23 protein-coding genes and 2 tRNA genes are annotated in these 26,251 nt (G+C 40.2%); 7 read left to right on the top strand and 18 right to left on the bottom strand.

What is annotated here, in order from left to right:
- Positions 1-7: 7 nt before the first annotated feature.
- Positions 8-81: transfer RNA gene (locus tag DCO56_RS26585), tRNA-Met, on the bottom strand.
- Between the two features lie 292 nt (positions 82-373).
- Positions 374-447, bottom strand: a tRNA-Met gene (locus DCO56_RS26580).
- Between the two features lie 65 nt (positions 448-512).
- Between DCO56_RS26580 and DCO56_RS26575 the strand changes: the two genes are divergently transcribed.
- From DCO56_RS26575 to DCO56_RS26555, 5 genes are all read left to right on the top strand, one after another.
- Positions 513-890 carry an START-like domain-containing protein gene (locus DCO56_RS26575; RefSeq protein ID WP_028070596.1) on the top strand — a complete coding sequence of 126 codons (378 nt, stop codon included), beginning with the start codon at positions 513-515 and terminating at the stop codon, positions 888-890.
- 101 nt (positions 891-991) lie between these two features.
- Positions 992-2,476, top strand: a complete 1,485-nt coding sequence (locus DCO56_RS26570; RefSeq protein ID WP_108636725.1) for an LptF/LptG family permease — start codon at positions 992-994, stop codon at positions 2,474-2,476.
- 71 nt (positions 2,477-2,547) lie between these two features.
- Entirely contained in the window at positions 2,548-3,762 is a 1,215-nt protein-coding gene (locus tag DCO56_RS26565; protein WP_108636724.1) for a bifunctional 3,4-dihydroxy-2-butanone-4-phosphate synthase/GTP cyclohydrolase II, read from the top strand.
- A gap of 119 nt (positions 3,763-3,881) precedes the next feature.
- Positions 3,882-4,277, top strand: coding sequence for a thiol-disulfide oxidoreductase DCC family protein (locus DCO56_RS26560; protein ID WP_108636723.1), 396 nt, complete (start codon positions 3,882-3,884; stop codon positions 4,275-4,277).
- Positions 4,278-4,437: 160 nt separating this feature from the next.
- On the top strand, positions 4,438-5,868 hold the full coding sequence (locus DCO56_RS26555; protein ID WP_108636722.1) for an NAD-dependent succinate-semialdehyde dehydrogenase: 1,431 nt from the start codon (positions 4,438-4,440) through the stop codon (positions 5,866-5,868).
- Between the two features lie 89 nt (positions 5,869-5,957).
- Here the strand turns inward: DCO56_RS26555 and DCO56_RS26550 are convergent, their stop codons facing one another.
- The 13 genes from DCO56_RS26550 to DCO56_RS26490 all read right to left on the bottom strand — a co-directional run bounded on the left by DCO56_RS26550 (position 5,958) and on the right by DCO56_RS26490 (position 20,463).
- Positions 5,958-6,779: a proline and serine-rich protein 1 family protein gene (locus tag DCO56_RS26550; RefSeq protein WP_108636721.1), complete on the bottom strand. Its 822-nt coding sequence runs from the start codon at positions 6,777-6,779 to the stop codon at positions 5,958-5,960.
- 57 nt (positions 6,780-6,836) lie between these two features.
- On the bottom strand, positions 6,837-7,397 hold the full coding sequence (locus DCO56_RS26545; RefSeq protein WP_108636720.1) for a CopD family protein: 561 nt from the start codon (positions 7,395-7,397) through the stop codon (positions 6,837-6,839).
- 214 nt (positions 7,398-7,611) lie between these two features.
- Positions 7,612-9,468 (bottom strand): MGH1-like glycoside hydrolase domain-containing protein, encoded by a 1,857-nt coding sequence (locus DCO56_RS26540; protein WP_181390687.1) that lies wholly within the window; start codon positions 9,466-9,468, stop codon positions 7,612-7,614.
- 50 nt (positions 9,469-9,518) lie between these two features.
- Positions 9,519-10,121 (bottom strand): LysO family transporter, encoded by a 603-nt coding sequence (locus tag DCO56_RS26535; protein ID WP_108636718.1) that lies wholly within the window; start codon positions 10,119-10,121, stop codon positions 9,519-9,521.
- On the bottom strand, positions 10,111-10,365 hold the full coding sequence (locus DCO56_RS30145) for a LysO family transporter (protein ID WP_425444085.1): 255 nt from the start codon (positions 10,363-10,365) through the stop codon (positions 10,111-10,113). Before DCO56_RS30145 ends, DCO56_RS26535 begins: the two co-directional genes overlap by 11 nt.
- Before the next feature lie 26 nt (positions 10,366-10,391).
- Positions 10,392-11,915, bottom strand: coding sequence for a RagB/SusD family nutrient uptake outer membrane protein (locus tag DCO56_RS26525; RefSeq protein WP_108636716.1), 1,524 nt, complete (start codon positions 11,913-11,915; stop codon positions 10,392-10,394).
- Positions 11,916-11,956: 41 nt separating this feature from the next.
- Positions 11,957-15,319 (bottom strand): SusC/RagA family TonB-linked outer membrane protein, encoded by a 3,363-nt coding sequence (locus DCO56_RS26520; protein WP_108636715.1) that lies wholly within the window; start codon positions 15,317-15,319, stop codon positions 11,957-11,959.
- Positions 15,320-15,367: 48 nt separating this feature from the next.
- On the bottom strand, positions 15,368-16,384 hold the full coding sequence (locus tag DCO56_RS26515) for a FecR domain-containing protein (protein WP_108636714.1): 1,017 nt from the start codon (positions 16,382-16,384) through the stop codon (positions 15,368-15,370).
- A gap of 76 nt (positions 16,385-16,460) precedes the next feature.
- Positions 16,461-17,057 carry an RNA polymerase sigma-70 factor gene (locus DCO56_RS26510; protein ID WP_108636713.1) on the bottom strand — a complete coding sequence of 199 codons (597 nt, stop codon included), beginning with the start codon at positions 17,055-17,057 and terminating at the stop codon, positions 16,461-16,463.
- Between the two features lie 267 nt (positions 17,058-17,324).
- The gene (hemE, locus tag DCO56_RS26505; RefSeq protein ID WP_108636712.1) at positions 17,325-18,362 is read right to left on the bottom strand and encodes a uroporphyrinogen decarboxylase; all 1,038 of its coding nucleotides are present in this window, start codon (positions 18,360-18,362) and stop codon (positions 17,325-17,327) included.
- Positions 18,362-18,880 (bottom strand): hypothetical protein, encoded by a 519-nt coding sequence (locus DCO56_RS26500; RefSeq protein WP_241254845.1) that lies wholly within the window; start codon positions 18,878-18,880, stop codon positions 18,362-18,364. The genes hemE and DCO56_RS26500 overlap by 1 nt, the downstream gene beginning before the upstream one ends.
- 10 nt (positions 18,881-18,890) lie before the next feature.
- Positions 18,891-19,598 carry a response regulator transcription factor gene (locus DCO56_RS26495; protein ID WP_070563139.1) on the bottom strand — a complete coding sequence of 236 codons (708 nt, stop codon included), beginning with the start codon at positions 19,596-19,598 and terminating at the stop codon, positions 18,891-18,893.
- Positions 19,588-20,463, bottom strand: coding sequence for a sensor histidine kinase (locus DCO56_RS26490; protein WP_104385725.1), 876 nt, complete (start codon positions 20,461-20,463; stop codon positions 19,588-19,590). The genes DCO56_RS26495 and DCO56_RS26490 overlap by 11 nt, the downstream gene beginning before the upstream one ends.
- Positions 20,464-20,581: 118 nt before the next feature.
- Between DCO56_RS26490 and DCO56_RS26485 the strand changes: the two genes are divergently transcribed.
- Complete coding sequence (locus tag DCO56_RS26485) at positions 20,582-21,286, top strand: YjjG family noncanonical pyrimidine nucleotidase (RefSeq protein ID WP_108636711.1); 705 nt, start codon at positions 20,582-20,584, stop codon at positions 21,284-21,286.
- A gap of 114 nt (positions 21,287-21,400) precedes the next feature.
- Here the strand turns inward: DCO56_RS26485 and DCO56_RS26480 are convergent, their stop codons facing one another.
- The 3 genes from DCO56_RS26480 to DCO56_RS26470 all read right to left on the bottom strand — a co-directional run bounded on the left by DCO56_RS26480 (position 21,401) and on the right by DCO56_RS26470 (position 25,110).
- Entirely contained in the window at positions 21,401-22,210 is an 810-nt protein-coding gene (locus DCO56_RS26480) for a 3-keto-disaccharide hydrolase (RefSeq protein WP_108636710.1), read from the bottom strand.
- A gap of 67 nt (positions 22,211-22,277) precedes the next feature.
- A complete protein-coding gene (locus DCO56_RS26475) occupies positions 22,278-24,725 on the bottom strand; it encodes a TonB-dependent receptor (protein WP_108636709.1) in 2,448 nt (815 codons plus the stop codon).
- Between the two features lie 103 nt (positions 24,726-24,828).
- A complete protein-coding gene (locus tag DCO56_RS26470; RefSeq protein WP_077437687.1) occupies positions 24,829-25,110 on the bottom strand; it encodes an ATP-dependent Clp protease adaptor ClpS in 282 nt (93 codons plus the stop codon).
- Positions 25,111-25,187: 77 nt separating this feature from the next.
- Between DCO56_RS26470 and DCO56_RS26465 the strand changes: the two genes are divergently transcribed.
- Positions 25,188-26,234 (top strand): 3-oxoacyl-ACP synthase III family protein, encoded by a 1,047-nt coding sequence (locus DCO56_RS26465; RefSeq protein WP_108636708.1) that lies wholly within the window; start codon positions 25,188-25,190, stop codon positions 26,232-26,234.
- Positions 26,235-26,251 lie beyond the last annotated feature (17 nt).

The raw sequence follows: 26,251 nt of genomic DNA, 5'->3' as shown, positions 1-26,251 counted from the left end.
TTTTTAGTAGCGGGGAGCAGGATCGAACTGCCGACCTCAGGGTTATGAATCCTGCGCTCTAACCATCTGAGCTACCCCGCCGTTTCGGTATGCAAATATACCACTTCACCTGTCAATTCAAAAGATTTTTTTATTTTTTTTAAGGATTTATTACGACCAAAAAGCTATATCCCACACAACAAACTCATTCTTAACGAAGTAAAATAATGACTCAGTCGCAAAAAAAGTCGGGATAAGATGGTGAAGATTTTTAATTCAAAAAATTGTGAAAAAGCCTTCAACTTTTCACAAAAAAACTTGCAATAACAAAATAAATATGTATTATTACAAATAATAAGTTTATGCGATAGAAAGCAAAATGGAAAGAGATTTGTAGCGGGGAGCAGAATCGAACTGCCGACCTTTGGGTTATGAATCCAACGCTCTAACCATCTGAGCTACCCCGCCATTTTGGGAATGCAAATATAGCTTATTTTTGATTTAAACAAACTAAAATTTAAAAAAACATTTATATGGCAGATAAAATAAAATTCCAACTAGAATATATCATCAACTCTTCACCTAGAATTTTATTTCCGTATTTGCAAGAACCAAACGAACTGGCTCAATGGTTTGCAGATGATGTAAACTACAAAGACACTGTTTATACCTTCATTTGGGATGATGAACCGCATCGCGCAAAAATCGTAGCTTCCAAAGAAAACAAATCAGTGCGTTTTAAGTGGCTCGATGATGATCCATACTATTTCGATCTGGAGATAGATCAGGATGAGCTGACAAACGATGTTGCACTTAAAATAACAGATTTTGCTAAAGAAGAGGACTTGGAAAATAGAAAATTAATCTGGAAAAATTCAATCGTCTATCTTCAGAGTGTTATAGGTGCATAAAAAAACCTATCTTTGCAATATATTTTCACCAAGGGCTCTAAAAGAGCTCCTTGGCTGGAAGATGCTTTAATGTAAAGGCATCAATTTGCTTAGCGTCACGGATGAAAAAAGTTCATTTACTTATTCTTCAAGCTTTCATTAAACCATTCATCGTCACATTTTTTATTGTGATGTTTGTATTATTAATGCTTTTTCTATTCAAATACATTGATGATTTGATCGGAAAAGGATTTGAGTGGTACACCATTATGGAGCTTATTGGGTACCAATGCATTGTTCAAATTCAAATGGCAATGCCCTTATCCATGCTATTGTCTTCCATTATGACTTTCGGTAACCTTGGGGAAAGCTATGAGCTCGTGGCGATAAAGGCTGCGGGTGTATCGCTACGCAAAGCCATGACTCCCCTATTTGTACTGGTCGCAATTTTTGCCACAAGTTCCTTTCTATTTTCCGATTATATCTTACCGGTTGTCAACCTAAAAATGGGAACCCTATTGACAGATGTCCGCAATAAAAAAGCTGATTTTCTAATCAAACCGGGTATTTTTAACAATACAATACCGGGATACTCCATTCGTGCAAGAGGAAAAAATAAGGAAGGAACGATTCTATATGATCTGATGATTTATGATCATCGTGGAGGTAGTACAGCCAACAATGTTTTGATGGCTAAAGAGGGATACATTTATAATTCGCCTGACAACAGCTATATGATCCTCAAATTGAAGGATGGAATACGCTATGAAGAGTCGCGAACCAAGAACTCAAAAACATACGATCCACGCCAGCAATTCACACGCTTCAAGTTTAAGGAGACGGAACAGAAGTTTGACATGGGGAGTTTTCAACAGGGCAAAACGGATGAAAGCCTTTTTAAAAGCCACCATGCCATGCTGAATCTCAAGCAATTGGACATGTACATTGACTCGAACCATATCAAAATTGACAGTATGGGCAGGGCAATTACAAGAACCTTGGATACACGGTACAATATCTATTCAAAGTATTTTAATGCCGTTCAACCGGGGCAAGCTAAAGTAAAAGAAGCGAAAGTGAAGCCTTATAACGATTTAATAGCTGATCTAGTACAGCCTGAACAACGGACACAGGTCACCATGAATGCCCTGAGCCAGCTAAACTATTTAAAAGAAGATCTCAATAGCCGTACACTCGAATTTAAGGACTACAAGACCAAAGATATTCGGTATCGGATCGAATGGCATAGAAAATTCACATTAGCGGTATCCTGTCTTCTTTTATTTGCTATTGGAGCACCTTTAGGCGCTATTATTAGAAAAGGCGGTCTCGGTCTTCCGGTCGTTATGGCCATCATCTTCTTTTTAATCTATCATATCATCTCTACTGTCGCCGAAAAAACAGCCAAAGATGGTGCGATATCGTCAGCTGTGGGTATGTGGATGGCCATTATCATATTGACGCCACTAGCGGCATTTTTAACGTATAAATCAACCACAGATTCAGCACTATTTGATATAGATCAGTATAAATTAAAAGCTGAAGCAGCCTGGAAATGGATCAAAGAGAAATTTGGTAAAAAGAATAAATTAAAGGAGTCCCATTAGATTTGTGACAGCCTTATTATAAATAAAATTAGATTCTACACTAACTTTGTATCAATACAATTTAACAATAAATGGAATTCAAATTAAACACGATCGAAGAAGCGATCGCTGATATACAGGCAGGAAAAGTAGTTATCGTCGTAGATGACGAAGATCGTGAAAATGAAGGTGATTTCGTCACCGCCGCCCGCAACGCAACTCCCGAAATTATCAACTTTATGGCAACCCATGGCCGGGGTTTAGTATGTGCTCCTATTACCAAAGAAAGAGCTGATGCTTTACATCTTGACCTTATGGTGGGGCAAAATACAGCCATTTACGAGACTAATTTCACCGTTTCTATTGACTTACAAGGATATGGCTGTACAACAGGGATCTCAGCATCTGATCGTTCAAAGACCATCAAGGCAATGATCGACCCAAATATTCACTACGAAGAGTTGGGCAGACCGGGACATATCTTTCCATTGATTGCTAAAGACGGTGGTGTATTGCGCCGTACAGGACATACCGAAGCAACTGTTGACCTTGCTCGTTTGGCGGGTTTTGAACCAGCAGGTGTATTAGTCGAAATCTTAAAAGAAGATGGTGAAATGGCAAGACTGCCAGAATTAATGGAAGTTGCCAAAAAATTTGATCTAAAAATTATCAGTATTGAGGACCTTATTGAATACCGCTTAAAACACGATTCATTGATCAATGAAGAAGTAACGGTCAATATGCCTACGCAATATGGTGATTTTCAAATGAAAGCTTTTACACAAAAAGATACTGGTGAACAACATCTTGCTCTTTATAAAGGAGAATGGAACGAAGATGAACCTATTCTTGTCCGTGTTCATAGTTCTTGTGTGACAGGCGACATTTTTGGCTCTTGCCGTTGTGACTGTGGACCTCAACTTCACAAGGCAATGGAAATGATCCAAGAAGAAGGAAAAGGAGTGATTGTTTATATGAATCAGGAAGGCCGTGGTATTGGACTAATCAATAAATTGCATGCTTACAAATTGCAAGAAAATGGATTGGATACTGTTGATGCCAATGTACAACTTGGATTTAAAGCTGATTTGAGAGACTATGGTGTAGGAGCACAGATCCTGCGAAACCTCGGGGTAACTAAAATGCGTCTGATGTCCAATAACCCAACAAAACGTGCAGGATTGGTTGGTTATGGTTTAGAAATTGTAGAAAACGTTCCAATTGAAATAACAGCGAACCCCTACAATGAGGAATATCTGAAAACAAAAAGGGATCGTATGGGTCATACCATTATGAAGAACTTATAATAAAGATCGAAAAGAATTTCAAAAAGCGGTGTTTTTCTAGGAAAAAACACCGCTTTTTTTATGAAAGATGTGATGTTATCATGGCAGTACTTTCGGGAAATTGACGTAACTTTATACTAATGGATACGCAAGGGAAACATATCATCTTTTTTGACGGTGATTGCTTAGTTTGTAATCGTTTTGTTCAAATTCTATTGAAAATAGATACCAATAATAGGTTTCTGTTTAGTTCCTTACAGTCTGACTTCGCTAAAAATAGTTTAAATGTGATTCCAAAAAATATAGATTCCATCATTTATTTATCACCTACAGGTAGTTATATTAAAAGCGAGGCGATATTGAATATCTGCAAAACATTAGGCCTTCCCTATTCAATCGTCTATTTTTTAAAAATACTGCCAAAAAAATGGCGTGACGCAGGTTATGATTACTTTGCAAAAAATCGCTACAAATGGTTTGGCACAAATAAGTATTGTACGGTTCCCAATGAGCAACAACGAAAAAAATTCGTCTAGATAGGCTTCCCATAAAATCGTTTGTTTACGAAACAATAGCATAAGAATTTTGTTCCAACAGCAGCTGCTTTAACAGGCAGGCCAGGATGATATGTCCACAAGAATAAATAAGTAAGGGGCACATGTAAAAGCGATGCCTTAACAAAAAATAATGAATTCAATGAAAAACCCACTCTTAATTGACAAAGCCTATATAAACGGAAAATTCATCACATCAAAAAATACGTTTGATGTCGTCAACCCCGCCACTGGAAAAACAATCGCAGCCTTACCTGATTTAAAGGTTGCAGATTGCACAAAAGCCATACAGGCTGCTGATAAAGCCTGGAAAAGCTGGAAAAACACGACAACTTCGGAACGATGTACTATTGTTCGCAATTGGTATAATCTTATTCAACAAAATAAAGACCTGCTTGCTGAAATTATGACACTAGAGAGTGGAAAACCGCTCAATGAATCGAAAGTAGAAGTAGATTACGGGAATTCATTTGTTGAGTGGTTTGCCGAAGAAGGTAAGAGGGCCTATGGCGAGACTATCCCCGTTCAGAAAAAAGGCACACGAATGATGACAATCCGACAGGGAGTTGGTGTCGTTGCTGCGATTACACCATGGAATTTCCCTTTGGCCATGATCACCCGAAAGGTCGCTCCGGCACTCGTTGCAGGTTGTACTGTAGTACTCAAACCTGCGTCCCAAACGCCTTTATCTGCAATCGCATTAGTCAAACTGGCCGAAGAAGCAGGTTTGCCAAAAGGTGTTTTTAACGTCATTACCGGAAAGGACAGCGCTGGTATCGGAAAGGAACTTGCCACCAACGATCTGGTCAGAAAACTCTCTTTTACGGGGTCTACTGAAGTCGGCAGGACATTGATCGAACAGTCCGCCTCAAACATTAAGAAAGTCTCCATGGAACTCGGAGGAAATGCACCTTTTCTTGTTTTTAATGACGCAGATATTGATGCCGCCGTTGAAGGTGCTATCGCCGGTAAGTTCCGTAATTCCGGACAAACCTGCGTCTCAATAAACCGTTTTTTGGTCCAGGAAGATGTATACGATGCTTTCGCCACAAAGCTCACTCAAGCTGTAAGTCAACTAAAGGTGGGCAACGGCTTAGACAAGGGGGTTCAAGTTGGACCTTTGATCAATGCCAAAGGTTTGGAAAAAGTACAGCATCACGTCCAAGATGCTCTAAAGCATGGAGCAGAACTGGCTACAGGAGGTAATGTGATCAAAGACCTCTTCTTCCAGCCAACTGTAGTGACCAATATTCCTAAAGAGGCCCTAATATTCCATGAGGAAACTTTCGGTCCAGTCTGCGCATTATTCAGTTTCAAAACAGAAGAAGATGGTATCGCCATGGCCAATCACACTGAATTTGGTCTTGCCTCCTATTTCTACAGTACCAATATCAATCGTTGTTTCCGTGTTGCCGAACAATTGGAGGCGGGCATGGTAGGCGTTAACACGGGATTAATATCAAATGCAGCAGCCCCATTTGGTGGGGTAAAACAATCTGGCGTCGGTCGTGAGGGATCAAAACATGGACTCGATGAATATATGGAATTGAAGTACATCTGTTTCGCCGAATAAATACGATATACTCATCTAAAAGGGGCTGCTTATGACACAAAATCCATTGTTGTTTGGAAATTTGACACAAATAGCCCCTTAGTTCTCAGTTAACGCTGAGTTTTAATAAATGCTGTCAATTTTTCCCGAGTTGAACTAAATGACAATGCATCGCCTACCTTATCGTAATTCTCTTTGTCCATACAGCTTGGATAGGCATATTTAGCAAAAGCCAATTTGTTGTCGTCTCTTATAAATAATTCCATGAGGTCTATGATTTCTGAACTGCGCAATCGTCTATTTTTCAATTCCTGCGCAGCGACCTGCAAACGATCCTGATCATTTTCCTTTTGATTGAGCAGATCATTCAACTGGTTCGCATCGTTTTTATCCTGATAACCAGTATTGTCGATCGGATCTTCCTGATATTGTTGATTATTACTTCTATCATCCTCAGACTGGCCATATCGCTCGTCTTGTTGTTGATCCCGATCGTATCTATCCTCATTGTAATCACCATCATCGTCGTTATCATCATCGTAGCTATCCCCGTTACGATAATTATCATTATATCGACCTACAGGATGCATGGATTCCAGTACAATCCCTCGATTCCCCCCACGGCTGCTTACTGAAAATACAACATCCATATATTGACCTTTTCGGTTGACGAGCTGCACACCTCTTCCGTTTAAAGTTCTCTGCTGTCTGTTTGCAAATACGATACGCAAATTATATCTCGGGTTTTGCAAATTTGGCACACGAAGGTCAATCGACGGTCTATTATTGTACAAAACATTATTGATATAAAGAAAGAAGGGAACATCGGTCGAATAAATATTTAATGTTCCGCCATAAGGTCTATAACGTTGGGCGAATCCTCCAGTTGCAATAGCAAGCAACATGATCACGGTCAAAAGTCTCTTGTACATATTCCTTTTTCAATTTATAATCGTTCGACTAACGAGAATAGAAAAGGATTAAGAAAACTAAGAATTTAACGTTTTGTTCGAATTACTTTTATTTCTGAACTTTTTGTAGAGCTTCACAGCCATCATTAAGGAGATCGACAATATTAAAAGTCCGAGGACACCAAATATCCAATTGAGAGCAGACTTTAATACAACGGTAAATACGATTGCGAATAATAAGACGGTCGCCAGCTCATTCCAAAGGCGCAATTTGGTCGAGGACCACGTCGATGATTCCCCTTTTAACTGAAACATAATACGTTGGCAAGCGAAATGATAAAGGATCAGCCCTAATACAAAAGTAAGCTTAACATGCATCCAGCCCATGGTCAACAATCCCGGATTAATATATAGCATAACGAGGGCAGCCACAATGGTGAGATACATGGCAGGTGTCGTGATGATCCACCACAATTTACTCTCCATCAGTATAAACTGTTTATGCAAAACCCCATACTCTTCTGCAGATTTGGATTTAGCTTCGGTATGGTAAATGAATAAGCGAACAATATAAAATAATCCAGCCATCCAACAAACCACAAAGATAATATGAACTGCTTTTGCGTATAAATAGACCATGGATACAAAAATAAGAAAAGTTAGGGGCAATCAATAAAACTAGGCTTCAATTAGATAAATCTTACATATAGTATACAAAAAGACAAAAGTCCATCTCTATTACATAACTATAGTTTTCAGTAATGCATATTAAATAAACAACGCTTCAAATTCGGCATAGATCGTACAACTTACCAGATCCGAAGTGTTGTTATCTCGACTATTTTCAACCTATCTATTTTTTCTGCTGAGGAGTTTTCAGTTCCTTATATAACAAAAATAAGTGAGCAGCAGACCAGCTAAAATGGGGTGCTTTGAGTCTTTTACCCGTGCGTGCCTCATAGTTTTCATGAATTGGCCCATTATCGGATAATCCCTCCAGTCGCTCAAAGACCTGTTTGGTATACAGATCGGCTTCCTTTTGATAACCGTATTTCCTTAAACCAGAAACGGCAAAATAGACTTGATCCAACCAAATAGGCCCGCGCCAGTATCCTCTATCCATGAATTTGGCGTTGTCTAGAGCCGCAGTAGGAAAAGGTACAAAGGAGGCAAATTTAGCCGTATCCTGCATCACTCGAATTACAGCTTCAGCTTGCGGCACCGTAGCTAAACCAGTCCACAATGGTGACCAACCTTCGGGACCAAAACAAGGGATAAGCGCTCCATCCAGTTTGCGGTCAAAATAATACCCTTGCTCTTGATCGAAGAAGTAGTCCATGGCAAGGTAGGGTTCTTTTTTCCCCCGAAATGGCACACTGAGCAATTCCGCAAAATGCAGCAGATATTTTCGTTCCAGCTCGAGATAAGCACTGAGCTCCACAGACTCTTGATTCATGCTCCAGGCACCTTCTTCATTCCATAACATCTGGGTACTGTCGTACCGAATAGCGTTGTCCATACCACTTTCCCACTTAGCAGCTTCCAATGTTCCATCTGTGGCTCCGTACTCACAAATACCATTTTTATTGTGATCCCGGTAACGGAACCACCATTGATGGTACAAGACCAGTTTATCATACATTTCCCGTACAAACGATAGGTCATGATCGGCTTCATAGATCGCATTAACGGCCCAGGCAGCCAATGGCGGTTTGGAATCACGGTAATTATTTTCGCGATGGTCCGTGTAGATACAATCGGCAATCATCCCGACGCTATCCTGAAAGTCAAACATAGCGCGAACCTGATCTTTCGCCAAAGCGGGATCTATCTGCGCCAATGCAACGGCATGCTTCCATGAATCCCAGGCCCAAAATCCAACAAAGTAGTCGGCTACATGGGACGGGACCACACCATCATGTTTTAATTCCTTTTTTGCACTCCGCCAATTGCTCATCAGCGTCATTATACTTTTTACCATAATGCGATGTTCCTGCATGGACAGTTCCCGACGAGTATTTGAGCTGATATAATTCGCCCAGCGTGCTGTATGTTGTACGCTCAAAGTCCTGCTTTGCTCAAGCACAGCTTCTACCGCCACAAGTGCTTTTTCTAAAGTGATCGGGTTGGCATAATGGGTCAGGACAATCTCTGTATCTGCTTTTTCTAAACAAGCTTCATATTTTCCCTGATCACAGTTTAGCTTCACACCAGCCTTAAAAGACAGTAAAAGAAGTTCTCCATTTGGAAGTTTAGACCACAGGGTATTGCCTACCAGTGTCCATTTCCCCTGATTGAGATTGCCATATATCCATAGTACCTTTGATGATCTGTTTTTAATATGCAATATGGCTGTTGTTGATGAGACCTGTTTTAAGGTTTGTTCTACTTCCATATCCTTTCCCCGCAAACGCATCCACAGGCGATCCGGATAATAACAGCTGCTGTCACGGCTCAGGAGATTTAGTTCTCCTGTCGGAGCTGTTCCAATCTGCAGCAATGCACTACTTAACCAGGTCCGTCCATCCAGATCATAGGGTCCACAAAAACCGGTCACGTTCTTATTTTCGTGAATGCCAAATCCGATCCAAGCCCCGCGGTCAGTATAAAAGGGATTTGTTCGGCGAGTGGAACCTTCTGGTTGCTGCTCGACCCTTAACAATCCACCATAGCTATCCATTTTAGGAGACTTGACCGTATTACATCCCATCAAAATCAAACAAAAGCTAATTGTAACCCACAAGGTTTTGATCTTATTTCTCATAAATAACAAAAAAAAGTAACTAAAAAGGGTACACTGAGATCAATCAAAATACCATGGATGATCGCAACGAGAACATATTGTTTGCCGGAATATTGTGTGATAACGGGTAATGCAGTATCCATACTTGTGGCTCCGGCAATAGAAATCGGTGCCAATGGGCCAAACCATTTTCGAGCTAATGGAGCCATTAATAGCGCCAATAGTTCACGCATCAAATTCGACATCAACGCTATGGTTCCTAATGTGACACCCTTATATTGTGTAATAAAAATACTTGATAAAGAGTAGTAACCAAATCCAGATCCCACCGCCATGCTTTCAGCAGCATTCCAGTCCCGGATAAAGAAACTGATGATAAACGTACCTAACAATGTTCCAACGATAGTTGCCAGGGGAACGAGTACGATGCTTAAATTAACTTTTCGGAGAGATACCAAGAGTTCCCTATCATACCCAATGGTAACTCCGACCAACAACATCAGTGCATAGAGGACATAAGTATTCCATTCTTCTTTCAACAATTCGGCTGGAATAATTCCCTTGAAACCGACAAAAACACCCACGATAAAAAATGCGAGAATGATCAAACTACCTTTCATGTTTGCTAAAGAATAAACGATAAATTAACCATGAGCAAAGAACGCTCCCAGCGACCCCGGCCAATGTGATCAGTATAGCTTGCAACCCCAATGTATCCAAATTGTCTACTATTTTTGGATTTTGTCCGACCTCTCGTCCCAAAAGAAACAATAAGACAAATATGACCAATCGGACAAGAATACCTGTATGTTTAAGAATAGGAAAGGACCGAAGTCCTATCCCTATTCCTACACCTAAAAGCATGATAAAAAAAACGGTAAACATGCGCTTTAATTAATTTTATCATTTGACTTGATCTCCAATAATGGGACAGGATAAAAGTTGTGCTTAGCCGGATCAAAACTATTCCGCCCGATGGCTTGTAATGCTTCTTTCGCTTTCCCCCATCTTCTCATATCATAGAATCGGGTATTTTCCAAGGCAAACTCCACGATACGCTCATGTTCAATACGTTTTTTGACTTCGGTAACAGACAAATTCAAAGGGAGTGCCGGCATATCGGCCCTTTGGCGTACCTGATTGATCAAAGGGATGGCATCCGCAGGACGATTACGTTCATTTAAGGTTTCAGCCAATAATAATAAAACATCAGCATAGCGCATCAATGGAAGATTGACTGCTGTGCGGGACTTATCTAAATCCGCTGCTGTTCGTGGCAAATACTTTCTGAAACTTGCCCGGTCAGATCCAGCCCCAAATATTTCATCGTAGGTAAAGCCATAAACTCCCCCATTCTTCAAATCATTAAAGTAAGGATCATTACAGAATACAGTCTGGTACATACGTGAGTCATAACGTCCCGTTGTAGCGATCTTACCCTCCTTTTTAAATTCGTTTAAGAGCATCTTGCTCGGTAAGATTTCATCCCAACCGCCCAGCTCCCCTACAGCGATCCACTTATGCAGAGCAGTACGGTAACTTGCGCCGTTAGCGGTATTATCGGTAAATTGAAGTTCAAAAATAGATTCAGCACTATTTTTATTGGTACCGTCAAACATCGACAGAAAATCCTTTTCTAGGCTATATCCAGATACTGCTTTAAAGGCCTGTTCGGCTTTCCCGAGAAGCTCGTCCTTTTTGGCTGTATTTTCATATGCTGAGGTTAAATAACTGTAGCCAAGGTAAGCATTCGCCGCCCCTCGGGTAGCTCGACCAACATTGGCTGCCTCCTGTTTCACAGGCAAATTGCCGACCGCAGCCTCCAGATCCCCGATAATAAAAGCCCACGCCTCATCACGTGTAGACAAAGCCTTGTTAATCTTTCCTTCACTGGTGATATATTGATCGCGGACGACAATCTTCTCCCAGTTGAGCAAGAGTTTTAAATGATAATAGGCGCGCAAGAACTTTGCTTCAGCAATAATCTGATTTTTCTTATTTGCGTCCATTTCAATCGGCGCGGTCTTCTCAATCACTTGATTTGCGTATGAAATTCCACGATAGGCTTTACTCCAATATGCCGTAAACTGGCTATTACCATTGGTATAGCTAAAATTATAGAGTTCCACCCAGGTTTGATAATTCAATGCATCACTACCAATTTCACACACGTCTTCGCGATAGGCCTCCACCGGGAATTTTACCTCTGCAAATTCCCATACATCCGTTGCGGCTTCCAACTGTGAATAGGCAGCAGAAAGTCCAGACTCAGCATCCTCGGCATTACGCCAGAAGTTATCTGAAGTGAGTTTATCCGGTGATGTTAAGTCCAATTTATCGCTGCAGGAAAATGTCGTGCTTAGTGCACAAGCGATACAAAGAATCCATTTATAATTTATTCTATTCTTTTTCATCTTCTAGTTTCTTTAATTATGATACAATAGATAACCAAGTCTTAAAATGTAAATTGAACTCCAAAGGAATAGGACTTGGTAAATGGAAAAATATAACGATCTACCCCTGTATTTAACACGCTGGATTTATTGTTAACTCCAGATGGCGCAAACTCAGGATCAATTCCTTTGTATTTTGTCCAGGTATATATATTCTGTCCACTGATATAAAACCGTAGATTTTCTGAACGGATCGCGTGCAATAAATTTTTAGGCAAAGTATACCCAATCTGCAGCTGACGTAGTCTAATAAAGTTACCTGATTCCAAAAAGCGTGTGGACTCACGGCTGTTTCCATTTGGATCTTGTAATACAGCACGCGGAACATCCGTATTACGGTTGTTTTCTGTCCATGCATTTAATGTACTGCTCAAAAAGTTTGATCCAGAACTCATGGCTTCAAAAAAGTACCTATTCCCGTTATAGAGTTTATGTCCCCAACCGCTTCCGATCAGTGCCGAAAAATCAAATCCCTTATAAGAGGCTCCAAGGTTCAGCCCCACCTCCAACTTGGGAATCCCCGTGCCACTATATTTTTTGTCTTCATCATCAATTACACCATTGCCATCAACATCGACAAAACGGATATCGCCCGGTTTGGCATTCTCCTGTAGTAATTTACCTTCCTTGTTGACATGTTTATCCACCTCTTCCATGCTCTGAAAGATACCATCGGTTTGGTAAAGGAAGAATCCTCCAATAGGGTAACCTACACGGGTCTGGTTCGGAAAATGCTCCGTATCGAATTTTAAACCGTTCCCCAAAAGGATTTGGTCCTCGTTAGCGAGGCTCACCACTTTATTTTTTAAAGTTGACAAGTTTAATCCAATATCATATTGAAACGCATTCTTCCGATTTGCATATTTGAGTTCAAGCTCAAAACCTGAATTTCGGATCTTTCCGACATTTAATGTCGGATCTTCCAAACCCGCAGAAGGAGCTACTTTCTTAGTGATCAAAAGATCATTGGTGGTCTTAATAAAGTAATTTACCGAACCTTTCAACAGGTTGTTGAACAGGCCGAAGTCTGCGCCTATATTTTTTGATTCCGTTGTCTCCCAACTCAACAGGCGATTCTCAAGTCCCATTGCGGTACTACCGGGCCAAGGATTTCCACTTCCGCGTACATAACCCATGTATAAATTATTGTAGGTACTGATCAACGCTTGGTGGTCGTAGTATCCCAATGCGACCTCATTTCCCAGTTTCCCCCAGCTTCCCCTTAATTTCAGATTAGACACAAAAGATTCCTTCGGGAAGAATGATTCCTCATCGATCTTCCAGCCCAATGCAATTGAAGGAAAACTTCCATATCGACTATCCTTTCCAAATTTAGATGAGCCATCACGACGTAAGGTTAACTGTACAAGGTAACGATCAGCATACGAGTAATTGACCCGTCCAAAGATAGACATACGATTATAGTCATATTTAGAACCATCTGCGGAGAATGTTCCACCTTGTCCCGAACTGATCGTCATAAAATTTGGATCTAGAAACCCTTCTGCGCTTTCTTTAGTCACTAGTCCTCCATTTTCAACAGAATAGACAATCTTTTTGCCTTCTACCCCTACATTATTCCAATTGGATTCCTGCATATTCAACGAACTACCCAAAAGCGCGTTTAAGCTATGTTTTCCAAATTCTGTTTTATAGTTCAGGAGATTATCAAAGACCTGCTCCTGCCAATAGCTACGCCCTTCGGAATAAAAAGGAAATTCATAAGGATTCTTTTCATCAGAAGCAAATGGTGGATAATGGAAATAGTTCTGTGTATTAATCGCGTTAAAGGCATAACTTGTTTTAAAGGTTAAACCTTTCATAATATCTGCACTAACAAAAGCATTTCCGGCGAAATCCTGTTTTTTTGTCCAACTCGTTTTATAATGCTCGTCGGCAACCACATTGACATTATTGGGAATACCACCCCAATTTGTCAAACCAAAACCACCTTTTTCCGCGGAGTCATACACTGGTACCAAAGGCGAAATCATATAGGCTTCTTTTAGACTAAAGTTGGGACCATGATATTTCGAATTCGTGTAGGCCATATTCCCTTCCACGGTAAAGATATTTTTCTTGGTTCCCAATTTCATACGGACATTTTCCTTTTTGAAATCGTTCGCGATAACGACACCTTTGTCATTACTTAAATTCGCGGACAGGGAATAGCGGGTATTGTCTTGCCCGCCCCTGATGGCGACACTATTCGCTGTAGAAAGTCCGGTACGGAACACCTCCTCTTGCCAATCGGTATTATTGGTACCCGGCTTGTTGATGTAGTCAGGGAGTTTGACTGGCGTCGTAGCATACTTATTGTATTCGTCATACATTTGACGGTGCACTTTTACATAACCGTCAGCATCGAGTACTTTTAGTCTATTGGATGTTTCGGTTACATTCGTAAAGCTATTGATGTCTACCAGAATTTTTCCGGCTTTACCGGCTTTCGTTGTGACGATAACAACACCATTGGCAGCCACAGAGCCATATATTGCGGCTGCGGCACCATCTTTGAGTACCTCCATGCTCTCAATATCATTGGGGTTGACATTACTGATTGTACCTGGGAAACCATCTATGATATACAGTGGTTCATTACTGCCGAAGGTATTGACTCCACGGATCTTGACCTGCACTCCCGCCCCAGCAATACCGCTATTTTTCTGCACATTAACACCGGCAGCCACCCCTTGTAACGCCTCAGCTGGGTTTGTCGTCGCGCGTTTTGCCAGATCTTTTGTATTGATACTCGCTATTGCACCCGTAACGTCCGATTTCTTTAACGTACCATATCCGATCACAACAACTTCATCAAGCTCTCTGTTTCCACTGTTTAAAGAGATGTTGATCTCTTTTCCAGGCTGAACATTAATTTGCTGGTTTTGATACCCGACATAGCTCACCTGCAGTAAGTCCTTCGCATTGACTTCTAGAGAAAAAGTACCTGAAAGATCTGTAGCGACGGTCTTTCCACTGCCCGAAGCATGTATACTCACACCTGGTAGTGGTTCACCTTTTTCATTTACAACAGTCCCTTTTACTTGCCCCGTTTGCTGTTTGTTTGCAGCCTTACGTTTTAATAAAATCCGTTTCCCCGTAATGTCGTATGTAATCGAGCTCTCTTGTAGCGCATCTTTCAACAGAGCTTCCAAGCTGCTTGCCTGACTATCATAGAAAAGTGGGGTCTTGACATCTACATCCGAATTACTGAACATAAATGAATAACCATACTTTTTTTCAACAATCTCGATAAGTGACTTAAGATTTGAAGACTCCTTTTTGCCTGATATCTGCTGTGCGTTTACCGCAAAGAAGGTCTGGCTGAGGAGTAAAAGACTCATCAGAATAGGTTTCTTTTTCATAATTTATGGTATATTTTGTTTTAAGTAGTTTACATCATCAATTTTTGGTTATCGTTTTTTTGAAACTATAGCTACAGATTTGCCTGCTATTGTGTATTGGATTGGTGTAATGACATTGATCAATTCCAAAATTTCTCGTAAACTTTCAGTTTTCACTTTGAAGGTGTAACGTCTATCGGCTTTAGCTCCGCTCCAGTTAATTTGCACACCATACCAACGTTCCAATTTCTTAAGAACACTTTCCAAAGGTTCGTTCTCAAAAACAAGTTCTTCTGATTTCCATGTGCTATATTGTACCGCGTCCAATTGTCGTATTTGCGTATACCGACCAGTCCGTTTATCCAGTTGGATCCAATCATTAGGTTTTAATTCTCCTATCAATTGTCCTTTTTTATCTTTTATCGCAACTTTTCCACGCAGCAGGGATACCTCTATCTTCGCATCATCCGCATAGGCTGAAACATCGAAAGCAGTTCCTTTCACCACAACATCCAAATGGGAAGTCTGCACGGTGAAAGGCATATTTTCTTTTTTTACCACATCAAAAAATGCCTCACCTTCGAGTGTAATCTTGCGATCATATTGATTAAAAGCATGCGAATAGGTTATCTTTGTTCCCGCATTTAACCAAGCTTTTGAACCGTCTGGCAATACAACTTGTGACTTTTGTCCCAACGCCGTATAAACAACTGTATGCTCCTGCGAAGATTTATTCATTAAAATATTACGCTGAATAAAATACGTTCCCAATGTACCGGACAGAAAAATAAGAATTGCCGCAGCACTGACCAGCCACCAAAAACGATTGCGGTCAAAGACAACGGTTTTAACCACCGGTTGGATACGATCTTGGATTTTGTTCCATATCCCCGGACGATCTGCCCTATCTATGACCAAAGGTGGTTCTTTGAGATGTATCCATTCGTTTTCCAGCTGCAAAAGATAATGACGATTTTGTTCACCTGAATCAAGCCAAGCTACAATCGCTGCATTTTCCTTTACATCACTCTCTTTTCTTAGATATCGAACTAATTGCTCCAGTGACGGCTTATAACTGCTATTCATTATTTTGGGTTTACGACAAATAGACACCTAGAGCGGAGAAAACCCCTAAAAGATTTTGTATTTTTTTCAAAAATATTTAAACGAGGGTGGAAAGGCCTGTACCACACATCGCTAAAACCAGTAGAATCGAATCTGGATAAAGTATTTGATAGCGTTCAAGTATATGTGCCCGTATTTTTTTAGACGCAATGGACATCTGATTTTCGACGGTCTTGATGGATATTTGCAGTTCTTGAGCGGCCTGCTGATAAGTCTTTTGTTCTTCCTTACAGTATTGATAAACGATTTTACATTTCTCAGGCAATTTGCCAATAGCTTCCTGATAAACAAGGGAAAATTCCTCCATATTGACACACTCCTCTGCCTCCTGACGGATCATTTCTTCTTTAAACCAACGTTCCAAATGAGCAGTACGTGCACTTTCATTGCGTAGGGCATTGAGCACACGATTACGCGCTGCCCTATAAAGATAGGTCTTGACATGAAAAATATGGATTTGATCCCGATCTTCCCATAGTTTAACAAACACATCCTGTAAACAGTCCTCCACTAACTGCACATCACGTGTATAATACCCCAAGAAGCGGCAAAGCTCGTCAAAATAATGATGAAACACTTCCTCTAGCGCTTCTTCATTAATCAGCAATCCATCCATCAAGGTATTTTTACTCATTTATTAGGTTTTGCGACTAAGCTATAAAATAAAACAACATTTACAAAAAAAGTAAGTGTGCTCATCTTAACATATTTTGCACGAATTTTCACCAAACCTGCTGTAAGCCACATTTCAATGCATTATAAAACAATAAAAATCTTACTTTTAACTACTTGCAGCTGCCATCTCCTGTTCAAAAAAAAGACCTGCCAGTTATGGCAAGTCTTCTTTTGTTTTTTATCGGTATGGATAAAATCCGTTCTCCGGATAATGGCAACTGAAGATTTAATAGCGAAATTCTTTCACCACCTCGATTGCGTATTTTACATTGTCAAAAGGAATATCAGGCATAATACCATGTCCCAAATTGAATATAAAACCATGCTCTCCGCGCATACGTTCAAATAATTCTATAATTTTCTTTTTGATCACAGGTTTTTCAGCATATAAGACAAAAGGATCTAAATTTCCTTGAACTGCTATCCCTTGAGGCAAAGACTGCTTTATATTTTTTAGATCCGCATTCCAATCGATAGAAACCACATCTGGCTGCGCCTCTACCATCATCGGAGCAAAGACAGATGATCCCTTACAGAAAGAGATTACCGGAATATCCTTGCGGTTCAGCTTGGAGATAATCTGTTTGTTGTAATAATGTGAAAAATCACGGTAATCATTCCAGGACAAGGCCAATGCCCAGCTATCAAACAATTGGATTGCATTTACACCTGCCTCGATCTGCATGTTAAGATAGGCTACAGTCACATCGGCAATCTTTTGAAGGATCGTATGCGCCAACTCAGGTTGATTGTTTAACATCAACTTCGTCAATTTAAAGTCTTTTGACGAACCGCCTTCCACCAAATAACTTAAAATGGTAAAAGGTGCTCCCGCAAAACCGATCAATGGGATACGATTATCAAGACGTTGCTGAATTACTTTTATGGCATCAGCTACATATTGCAGTTTATCCAAACAGTCAACTGATAATGCTTCTGCCTCTTTGACAGAACGAATTGGATTAGAAAAACGAGGACCTACACCTTGTTCAAATGACAGATCTCCACCCATTGCTTCTGCTGTAACCAAAATATCCGAAAACAAGATTGCTGCATCTATTCCCAACAAATCCACAGGCAACATCGTTACATCCGCTGCAATCTCTGGTGTTTTGCACATTTCGAGAAAAGAATACTTGTTTTTGATATCCCAGTATTCTTTCATAAAGCGTCCAGCCTGACGCATCATCCACACCGGAGGTCTCTCCGTTTGCTGCGAGAATGCAGCTCTAATCAATAAATCGTTTTGTAAAGTACTAATCACTATAAATGTTTTGAAATTTCGTTTTCTATTTTTGTAATAATACTAACCTGTCTTGCAGTTAAATGCAATTTGTTGGCCACATCTGTATATGCCCTTGCTCTTTCATAATCTGTCTTACGCAGTGCAATATTGGCCAGATTGATCATTACCATACCTTTTTCATTATCTTTTTTCCAGGGTAGACGGGAAGCGAGCTGAAAATGATATTCAGCCTCATCGATACGTTCTTCTTTTAAGGCAATATTTCCCATCATAAATTCATAGAAATTACGCCGCCCTTTACGAAGGGTATCTGGATTTTTTATTTGGGACAGCAAGCTTTTTGTCTTTTCATAGTCCTGTCTATGAAAAGCTTGTGTTGCCAAGAAAACTGACCCCTCCCGGAAATGGCTCCAAATTAGATAACCAATTCCACCAGCCAGCAAGACAGCTGTCTGATAATGCCCCTGGTATAAACCATAGCCCAAAAGTAACGCAGCAATAAAAATAACGGCTATTCTAGCCTTAATTGTCATCATCTTTTATTTGCTATGCGTTATTGTCGGTAAACTTATAACCAACTCCTCGGATAGAATGGAAATAGATCGGGTGTTTTTGATCAGGCTCAAAATATTTCCGGAATGTCAAAATGAAATTGTCAATGGTACGCGTCGAAGGATAGACGTCATAATTCCATACAGTTTCTAAAATCTGCTCACGGGAAACCGCTTCATTACGACGTTCGATCAACAGCTTCAATAGCATTGTTTCTTTTTTCGTCAGAGAGGTAATCGTTCCATCTGCGTGATGCAATTCATAAGAATTAAAATAGATGGTTTTATCACCTATTTGATAAGAATTCAATTCTTTTAAATCATCCGGTTTCATTCCACGACGGACCAAATTTCCAACACGAAGAATCAACTCTTCCAGGTTAAAAGGTTTTACCAGATAATCATCAGCCCCTTTTTTGAGCCCCGTGATCCGGTCTTCGCTACTGTTCTTGGCAGTCAAAAACATGATCGGAACCTCGGTATTCTGTAGTCGAATTGTTTCAGCAACTTGAAATCCGTCAATTTCAGGAATCATAACGTCCAGAACTACGAGATTGAAACGTTCTTCCTTAAAAACTTTCAATGCTTTTTTTCCGTCAGTAGCCGTAGTGACACGGTAACCTTCCATTTCGAGGTTCAACTTGATAGCTTCTAACAAGTGTTCTTCGTCTTCGACAAGTAATATTCTTTGTTTACTTTGCATTTCTTTCAAATGTTACTTCAAAAATACTCCCTTTAGGAGTGTTATCTTTAACTTTAATGGTCGCGTCGTGCTTCTGCAACACGGTTTTCACGATATATAACCCCAAACCAGTACCTTTGGTTTTCCGTGTTGCTTCACTTCCCACGCGATAAAACTTATTAAAGATAAGTTTTTTCTCTTCATCACTGATACCAATACCGTGGTCAGCAACAGAAAAAATTATTTTATTGCTCTCTGTATATAATTTTACATCCACCATAGCGCAAGCCGGTGAATATTTAATAGCGTTCTCTATGAGGTTTGTCACAACATTACTTATCGCAAATTTGTCACCATGGATAATAATATCCGATTCCAGATAAGGTTTCAATACCTGCGAGCTGCATGAATTTTTTTGAAGCCGGTCGACAATTTGCTCCACTAGAGAAGTAAAATTAAAATCTTCTTTGGGCATGCTGTAATTGCGGCTGTCCAACTTCGTTGTCATCAATACATTCTCCACCAGATCGTCCAATCGTTCAATATCTTTTAATGAATTTCTTAAAAAAGTCTGTTGCTGTTCCTTGTCCAGATCCCGTCGTAAAATAGTCTGAATATAAAGCTTCACTGATGCTAAAGGAGATTTCAACTCATGCGTGATGGCCAAAAGGAAATTCTGCTGTTGTTGCAGCAGTTTCTGCTCGCGCTCTACAAGACGCTTTAACCGCCATGCACCCCATAAAAAAATGATCAAAAAGAAAATACCCTCGCCTATAATCATATTCTTTTTGCTTGGGTCAAACCGGATGAACATCACCCCCCACCAGATCAACTGCATGATCGCATAAAACAAAAGGAAATAAAAGAGTAAAAGCGCTTTCTTCATGTAACAAAAATAGCTATTCACCAAGGCATTCGGAAATATCCCAACGATTATGACACAAAGAAGAAAATTAGCCGATTCACAATAAGATAAAATCTCCCCGGAGGTCGTATATTTGCATATGTTTAATCGTGAGAAAAAGGATATTTTCTTTGATCTAGATCATACCATCTGGGATTTTGACAAGAATGCTGAAGAAAGTCTCCACGAATTGTATTTTAAATACAAGTTTGACAGCTTGTTTGACAAGGAATCCCCCACCCGTTTCATTGAAACTTATACGGTCAACAATCATCGACTTTGGGGATTATACCATCATGGAAAAATTTCAAAACCCGAATTAAGAAAGGCAAGATTCGCCGATACCTTTACAGCATTGGGCGTAGATCCTGAATTATTTCCGGAAGAATTTGAACTGGAATACCTAGCTATTTGTCCCCAAAAGACGAATTTATTTCCCCATGCCCATGAAACCTTAGCCTACTTGGATGAAAAATACAACCTACATCTAATCTCCAATGGTTTTAAAGAAGCTTGTGAGACCAAAATGAAAAAAAGCAATTTGAATAAATATTTCAAAAATATCTTTATTTCTGAGGTCGTGGGGGTAAACAAACCTGATCCGAGAATATTTCAATTTGCGCTGGAGACGACTGGCGCGCGGGCACCACAGTCACTGATGGTTGGTGATAACCTCGATGCGGATATACGCGGGGCAATGAATGTTGGCATGGATGCAATCTTCTTTAACCCGAATAGTGTGGAAAAGCCCGAAGATGTCCCGCACATGATCGTCGATCTGAAAGAATTACAAGCTATATTATAAAAAAAGCAGCTTTAAAGCTGCTTTTTTTATAATATAATTTCTGTTTTTATTGGGCAGAAATGCCCCCTCCTGTTAGCTACTACAATTGTTATGACTTACAAGAGGGTGACGGTTTTATTTTAAAACTTTAACAGTTATATTTTTAAACCAAACGTCATTTCCATGATCTTGAAGACCGATCAATCCTGATTTACTTTCGCCGCCTACATGACTCAACAACTCAAAAGCCAATGGCCATTTTTCTTGGCTAAATTTACTTTTTTGCAGTAGATCAATCCATGATTTGTCCCACAGGGTGTATTCAACAACTTTCACACCATTTTGGAAATGCTCCACTTTACCATTGTTCACACGGATCTTCACTTTATTCCATTCGCCATAAGGTTTGCCATTTTGTGGTTTCGCAGGAATCATATCATATAAAGACGTAGACTTGCGATTTCCGTCAACCCCCATTTTAGCATCCGGGTGGTTTTCGTTGTCAAGCACCTGGCATTCCGGTGATGAAATATAGATAGGCTGGCCTTCGACTTCTTTCGCCAGGAAGAAAATTCCCGAATTTGCTCCCTTTGCAACCTTCCACTCCATTTCCAACTCGAAATTTTTGAAATCATGCGCAAAAATCAGATCTCCGCCTTCATCTTTACCAACATTCGCCTGGCTATCAAACTTAATTGCGCCTTCATTGATAACCCATCTCTTAGGCACGACAGTTTTATCATATCCTCTCCAACCGTCCATCGACGTACCATCGAAAATAACATATGCTCCGGCTTTATTCTTTTTGAATTTCTTGATATCCACACGTGGCAAATCCAGAATTTTGTAAGCAGGTACTTCTTTTTTTGCTTGTGCTACAGCAGTATGTAGATGCGCTGAAAATGCCATCACCGATACCGCAAGAACTGTTTTTAATAACTTCATTCTTTTTAGTTTTAGGTTTGTTTCAAAATTAAAATTACGTATTTGGGCTTAAAAAGAGGAATATTTTTTAATATTCCTCACCGCCACCGTTTATTTCATTTGTCTGTGCTTCTTTCTTCTTAGACCTGGTTAAATACTGACTACCAAAGCGATAAGAAAGTGATAAAGTGACCATTCGCTTCATCCAACGGTGTTCAAAATTTGATATAAGTTGCGATGTCTCTGTCACACCATTCATTTTCCGTGAATTAAACACATCTCTAACATTCAGCATAATCGATGCTTTCTTTTTAAATACATCCTTTTTCAATGCGATATCCACTCCTTTCATTGCATTCATCTGCCCTTGAGCCATCACGCGTGAAGAATTATACTCACCTCTCATTTGAGCCGAGAAAGTAGGTGTAAAGCGATAATTCGCAGTTAAGTTTGCATTATAAGCGAAATCCTTTCTCTCTTTTATATCGTAGTCCGGATTTGCATTATATTTAATGTGAATCAAATTAAGATTAAATGTAAAGTCAAAATCCTTCGTCGCATTGACTTTTGAGATAAATTCAAAGCCTGAAAGATTACGGCTCGTCATGTTTTCCCATCGACTATAGGTCCTTCCATCTTCTATTTTGTAGACAAAAGGCTGTATAACCTCACTGGCATGATTGAAGTAAGCCGAAGATATTAAATTGACCTTTCCAAAAGTTTTGGCGAAGCTCATTTCAAAACTATGTACATCTTCTGGTTTCAGGTTTGGATTTCCCTGACGGTAATTCAAATCATCGGATACATTTAGAAACGGATTGACCTGCCAACCTCGGGCACGTTGCACACGACGCGAGTAACTAAACTGAACTTTGTCACCGTTATCGTCTACATCATAGGTTAAAAACAAGGTCGGGTACAGTCTAAAAAAGTTCTGCTTTGCATTGGATTCTTTTTCCACAGCATCGGGATCCTTGGAAAAATAAGTGGATTTGAGTTCAAATTGTTCGCCCCGTAATCCAATTTGATAGCCAATTTTATCCGTCAGCTTATTTTGATAGTTTGCATAAATTGCATGGACAGCACTGGTAAAATCAAAATCATTACTGATTCTATAATCCGGTACATAATCGCCTACCGAATCAAGTGATAAAGAAAATTGGGTATCAAAAGACTTCCTAATTTGAGAACGGTAGCCGGCCTCAAATTTGCTTACCTCAGAAAATGGCAGCACATAATCCAGCTGAAGATTGATATTCTTGCCATCTTCAGAGGTCGTATTTGTTCGTGCGGTTTCTTTCCGACCGTCAGTATAGTTTTGACGAAAATCATTCGTGCCATCCTCCTTGTCTCTACCGTAACTTGCGTTTGCCGTCAATTCCTCCCCCTGTCGCTTAAATTGATGCCTGAAATCGGCGTTGAATTCATACCCTAGATCATCTTCAAATTGAGTCGAATTTCGAACGCTTGTTCCGGTTTCTACTGTCTCTTTATAAAACCGATAATCTAAATCCTCTATCCGTTTATTATCTCGAACGCTCAAATTACCCGAAAAGCTCAATGAAGTACGATCAGACATATTATAATCAAATCCGGCTTTTACTGTGTGGCTATTTCCCTTCCTGGACGATTCAGATTCGCTATAATTACGTGTTGTATCGCTCAAAAAGAGATTGTCGGTCTTCCCACTCCCAACCATATGACGCTTGTTGAAGTTATAGGACCCAAAGTAATTGAATTTTCGATCTCGATAATTCAGGGTAAGACCGGCCATATAGTTATCATAGGAGCCAGCAGATGTGTTAACTGATCCATTCAGCCCTGTTCGAATATTTTTCTTTAAGACGATATTGATAATCCCCGTCTGCCCTTCCGCGTCATATTTAGATGAGGGATTGGTGATGACCTCAACCTTTTCTATGGAATTAGCCGGAAGACTCTGAAGCAAAGATGTTACATCGTTTCCTGCGAGTGCTGACTCGCGGCCATCTATTAGAATCTTGACACTGCTGGATCCACGCAGGCTCACCGATCCATCTTGATCCACCTGAAGCGTCGGTACATTGGCTAACACATCTGTTGCTGTTCCACCCGCACTGACCAAGCTCTCGCCCACGTTAAAGGTTTTGCGGTCAATACCAATCTGCATCGCGGGAACTTTCCCCTCAACAACAACTTCATCCAGCAGTTCACCCGTTGAATTTAAGCCAACCCGTCCGAGGTCCTTGCTTTTCGATGCGACCACATCCACCCCCTCAATGGTCTGCGTTTCGTAGCCTACATAACTGATACGGACATTATATTTACCGGGTTTGATATCTGTAAATAAAAGAAATCCCTGGTCTACTGACTGCGCGCCTTTAACGTAACTATTATTGCTCGCGTCTAAAAGCGCAGCACTGGCAGACGAAATAGGTTTGGATGTTTTGCTATCGATCAGGATAGCTTTGATTTGACCGGTTTGTGCAAAAACTACAACCGGTAGAAAGAATACAAATAATAATAAAAATTTAAACGATTTAGCGTTAAATGACATGAGAGCTTCAGCTTAGTTTATAGTTTATTGCAAATAAAACTAAAACTTAGAGACAAACTTAAAGCGTAACTATATTATTACCGTAACAAAAAGGATAGTAAATCTATTCGACAGAGACCGTCAATCCCTCAGCTTTCAAAATTTTGCGGTAGATTTCCATTTCAGTGAAAGTGCCTTCCAAAACGGCGCACTTCCCTTCAGTATGTACTTTCCAGGCAATTTTTTCAGCTTGTTTCTCTGTATATTGGAGGTGATACATGAGGCAATGGATCACATGGTCGAACGTATTCGTTTCGTCATTCCACAAAATCAGGCGATTAGAGTCCTTAACAGACGCTAATATCTCTTCTAACGTAAAGGTTTCTTCAGCAGTTTGGGTACCCATGCTGCAAAAATAGAATATTTTTTTCTAAATTAACGACTATATAAAAGGGAAGAAACAATCAATTAGAGGAATTTATTATGTTTCAGTCGAAAATCGCAGGAATTGGCTATTACGTTCCGAAAAACGTATATACCAACAATGACTTAACACGTTTCATGGATACCAGCGATGAATGGATTCAGGAAAGAACGGGGATCAAAGAGCGTCGCTATGCCGACCGTATCGGAGAAACAACAACCACAATGGGGGTTGAAGCTGCGAAGATAGCCATAGAACGCGCCAATATCAGTAAGGAAGATGTCGATTTCATTATCTTCGCAACCTTGTCACCCGACTATTATTTTCCCGGTTGTGCGGTATTACTGCAACGGGAAATGGAAATGAACGAAGTGGGCGCATTAGATATTAGAAACCAATGTTCGGGCTTCATCTATGCCCTGTCCATAGCAGATCAATTTGTCAAAACGGGGATGTACAAAAATGTACTTGTAGTGGGTTCCGAGAAACATTCATTTGCCCTCGACTTTTCCACCAGAGGACGTGCTGTTTCTGTTATTTTCGGTGATGGTGCCGGAGCTGTGGTTGTTCAGCCAACAACAGAAACCGATAGAGGCATTTTGAGTACACATTTACATTCAGATGGGGCTGAGGCAGAAAAGCTCGCTATGTACTATCCGGGGGCATCCAGTGGAATCTGGTTAGATAAAATGCCAGACTGGCCTGAACAGAAATTGGGCGGATTACTGATGACCAAAGAAATGCTTGAAGATGGAACTGCGTTCCCAAATATGGACGGACAGGCTGTGTTCAAAAAGGCCGTTGTAAAGTTCCCCGAAGTTATTCATGAGGCTTTGACAAAGAACAACCTGAAAACTTCTGACATTAACCTGTTGATCCCGCATCAGGCCAATCTTCGTATTTCACAGTTTGTGCAGAAAACCTTAGGATTAAATGAGGATCAGGTCTTCAATAATATCCAAAAATATGGCAATACCACAGCAGCCTCCATACCGATCGCACTATGTGAGGCTTGGGAAGCCGGAAAAATAAAAGAAGGTGATCTTATTTGTTTAGCTGCCTTTGGCGCAGGCTTTACCTGGGGATCCGCCTTAATCCGGTGGTAGCAAAGCGTACTACGCAT

The sequence above is a fragment of the Sphingobacterium athyrii genome (assembly GCF_003071065.1).
Classification (GTDB): Bacteria; Bacteroidota; Bacteroidia; order Sphingobacteriales; family Sphingobacteriaceae; genus Sphingobacterium; species Sphingobacterium athyrii.
Note: the sequence above shows the minus strand (reverse complement) of the source record. Positions and strands in the feature narration are given on the sequence as shown.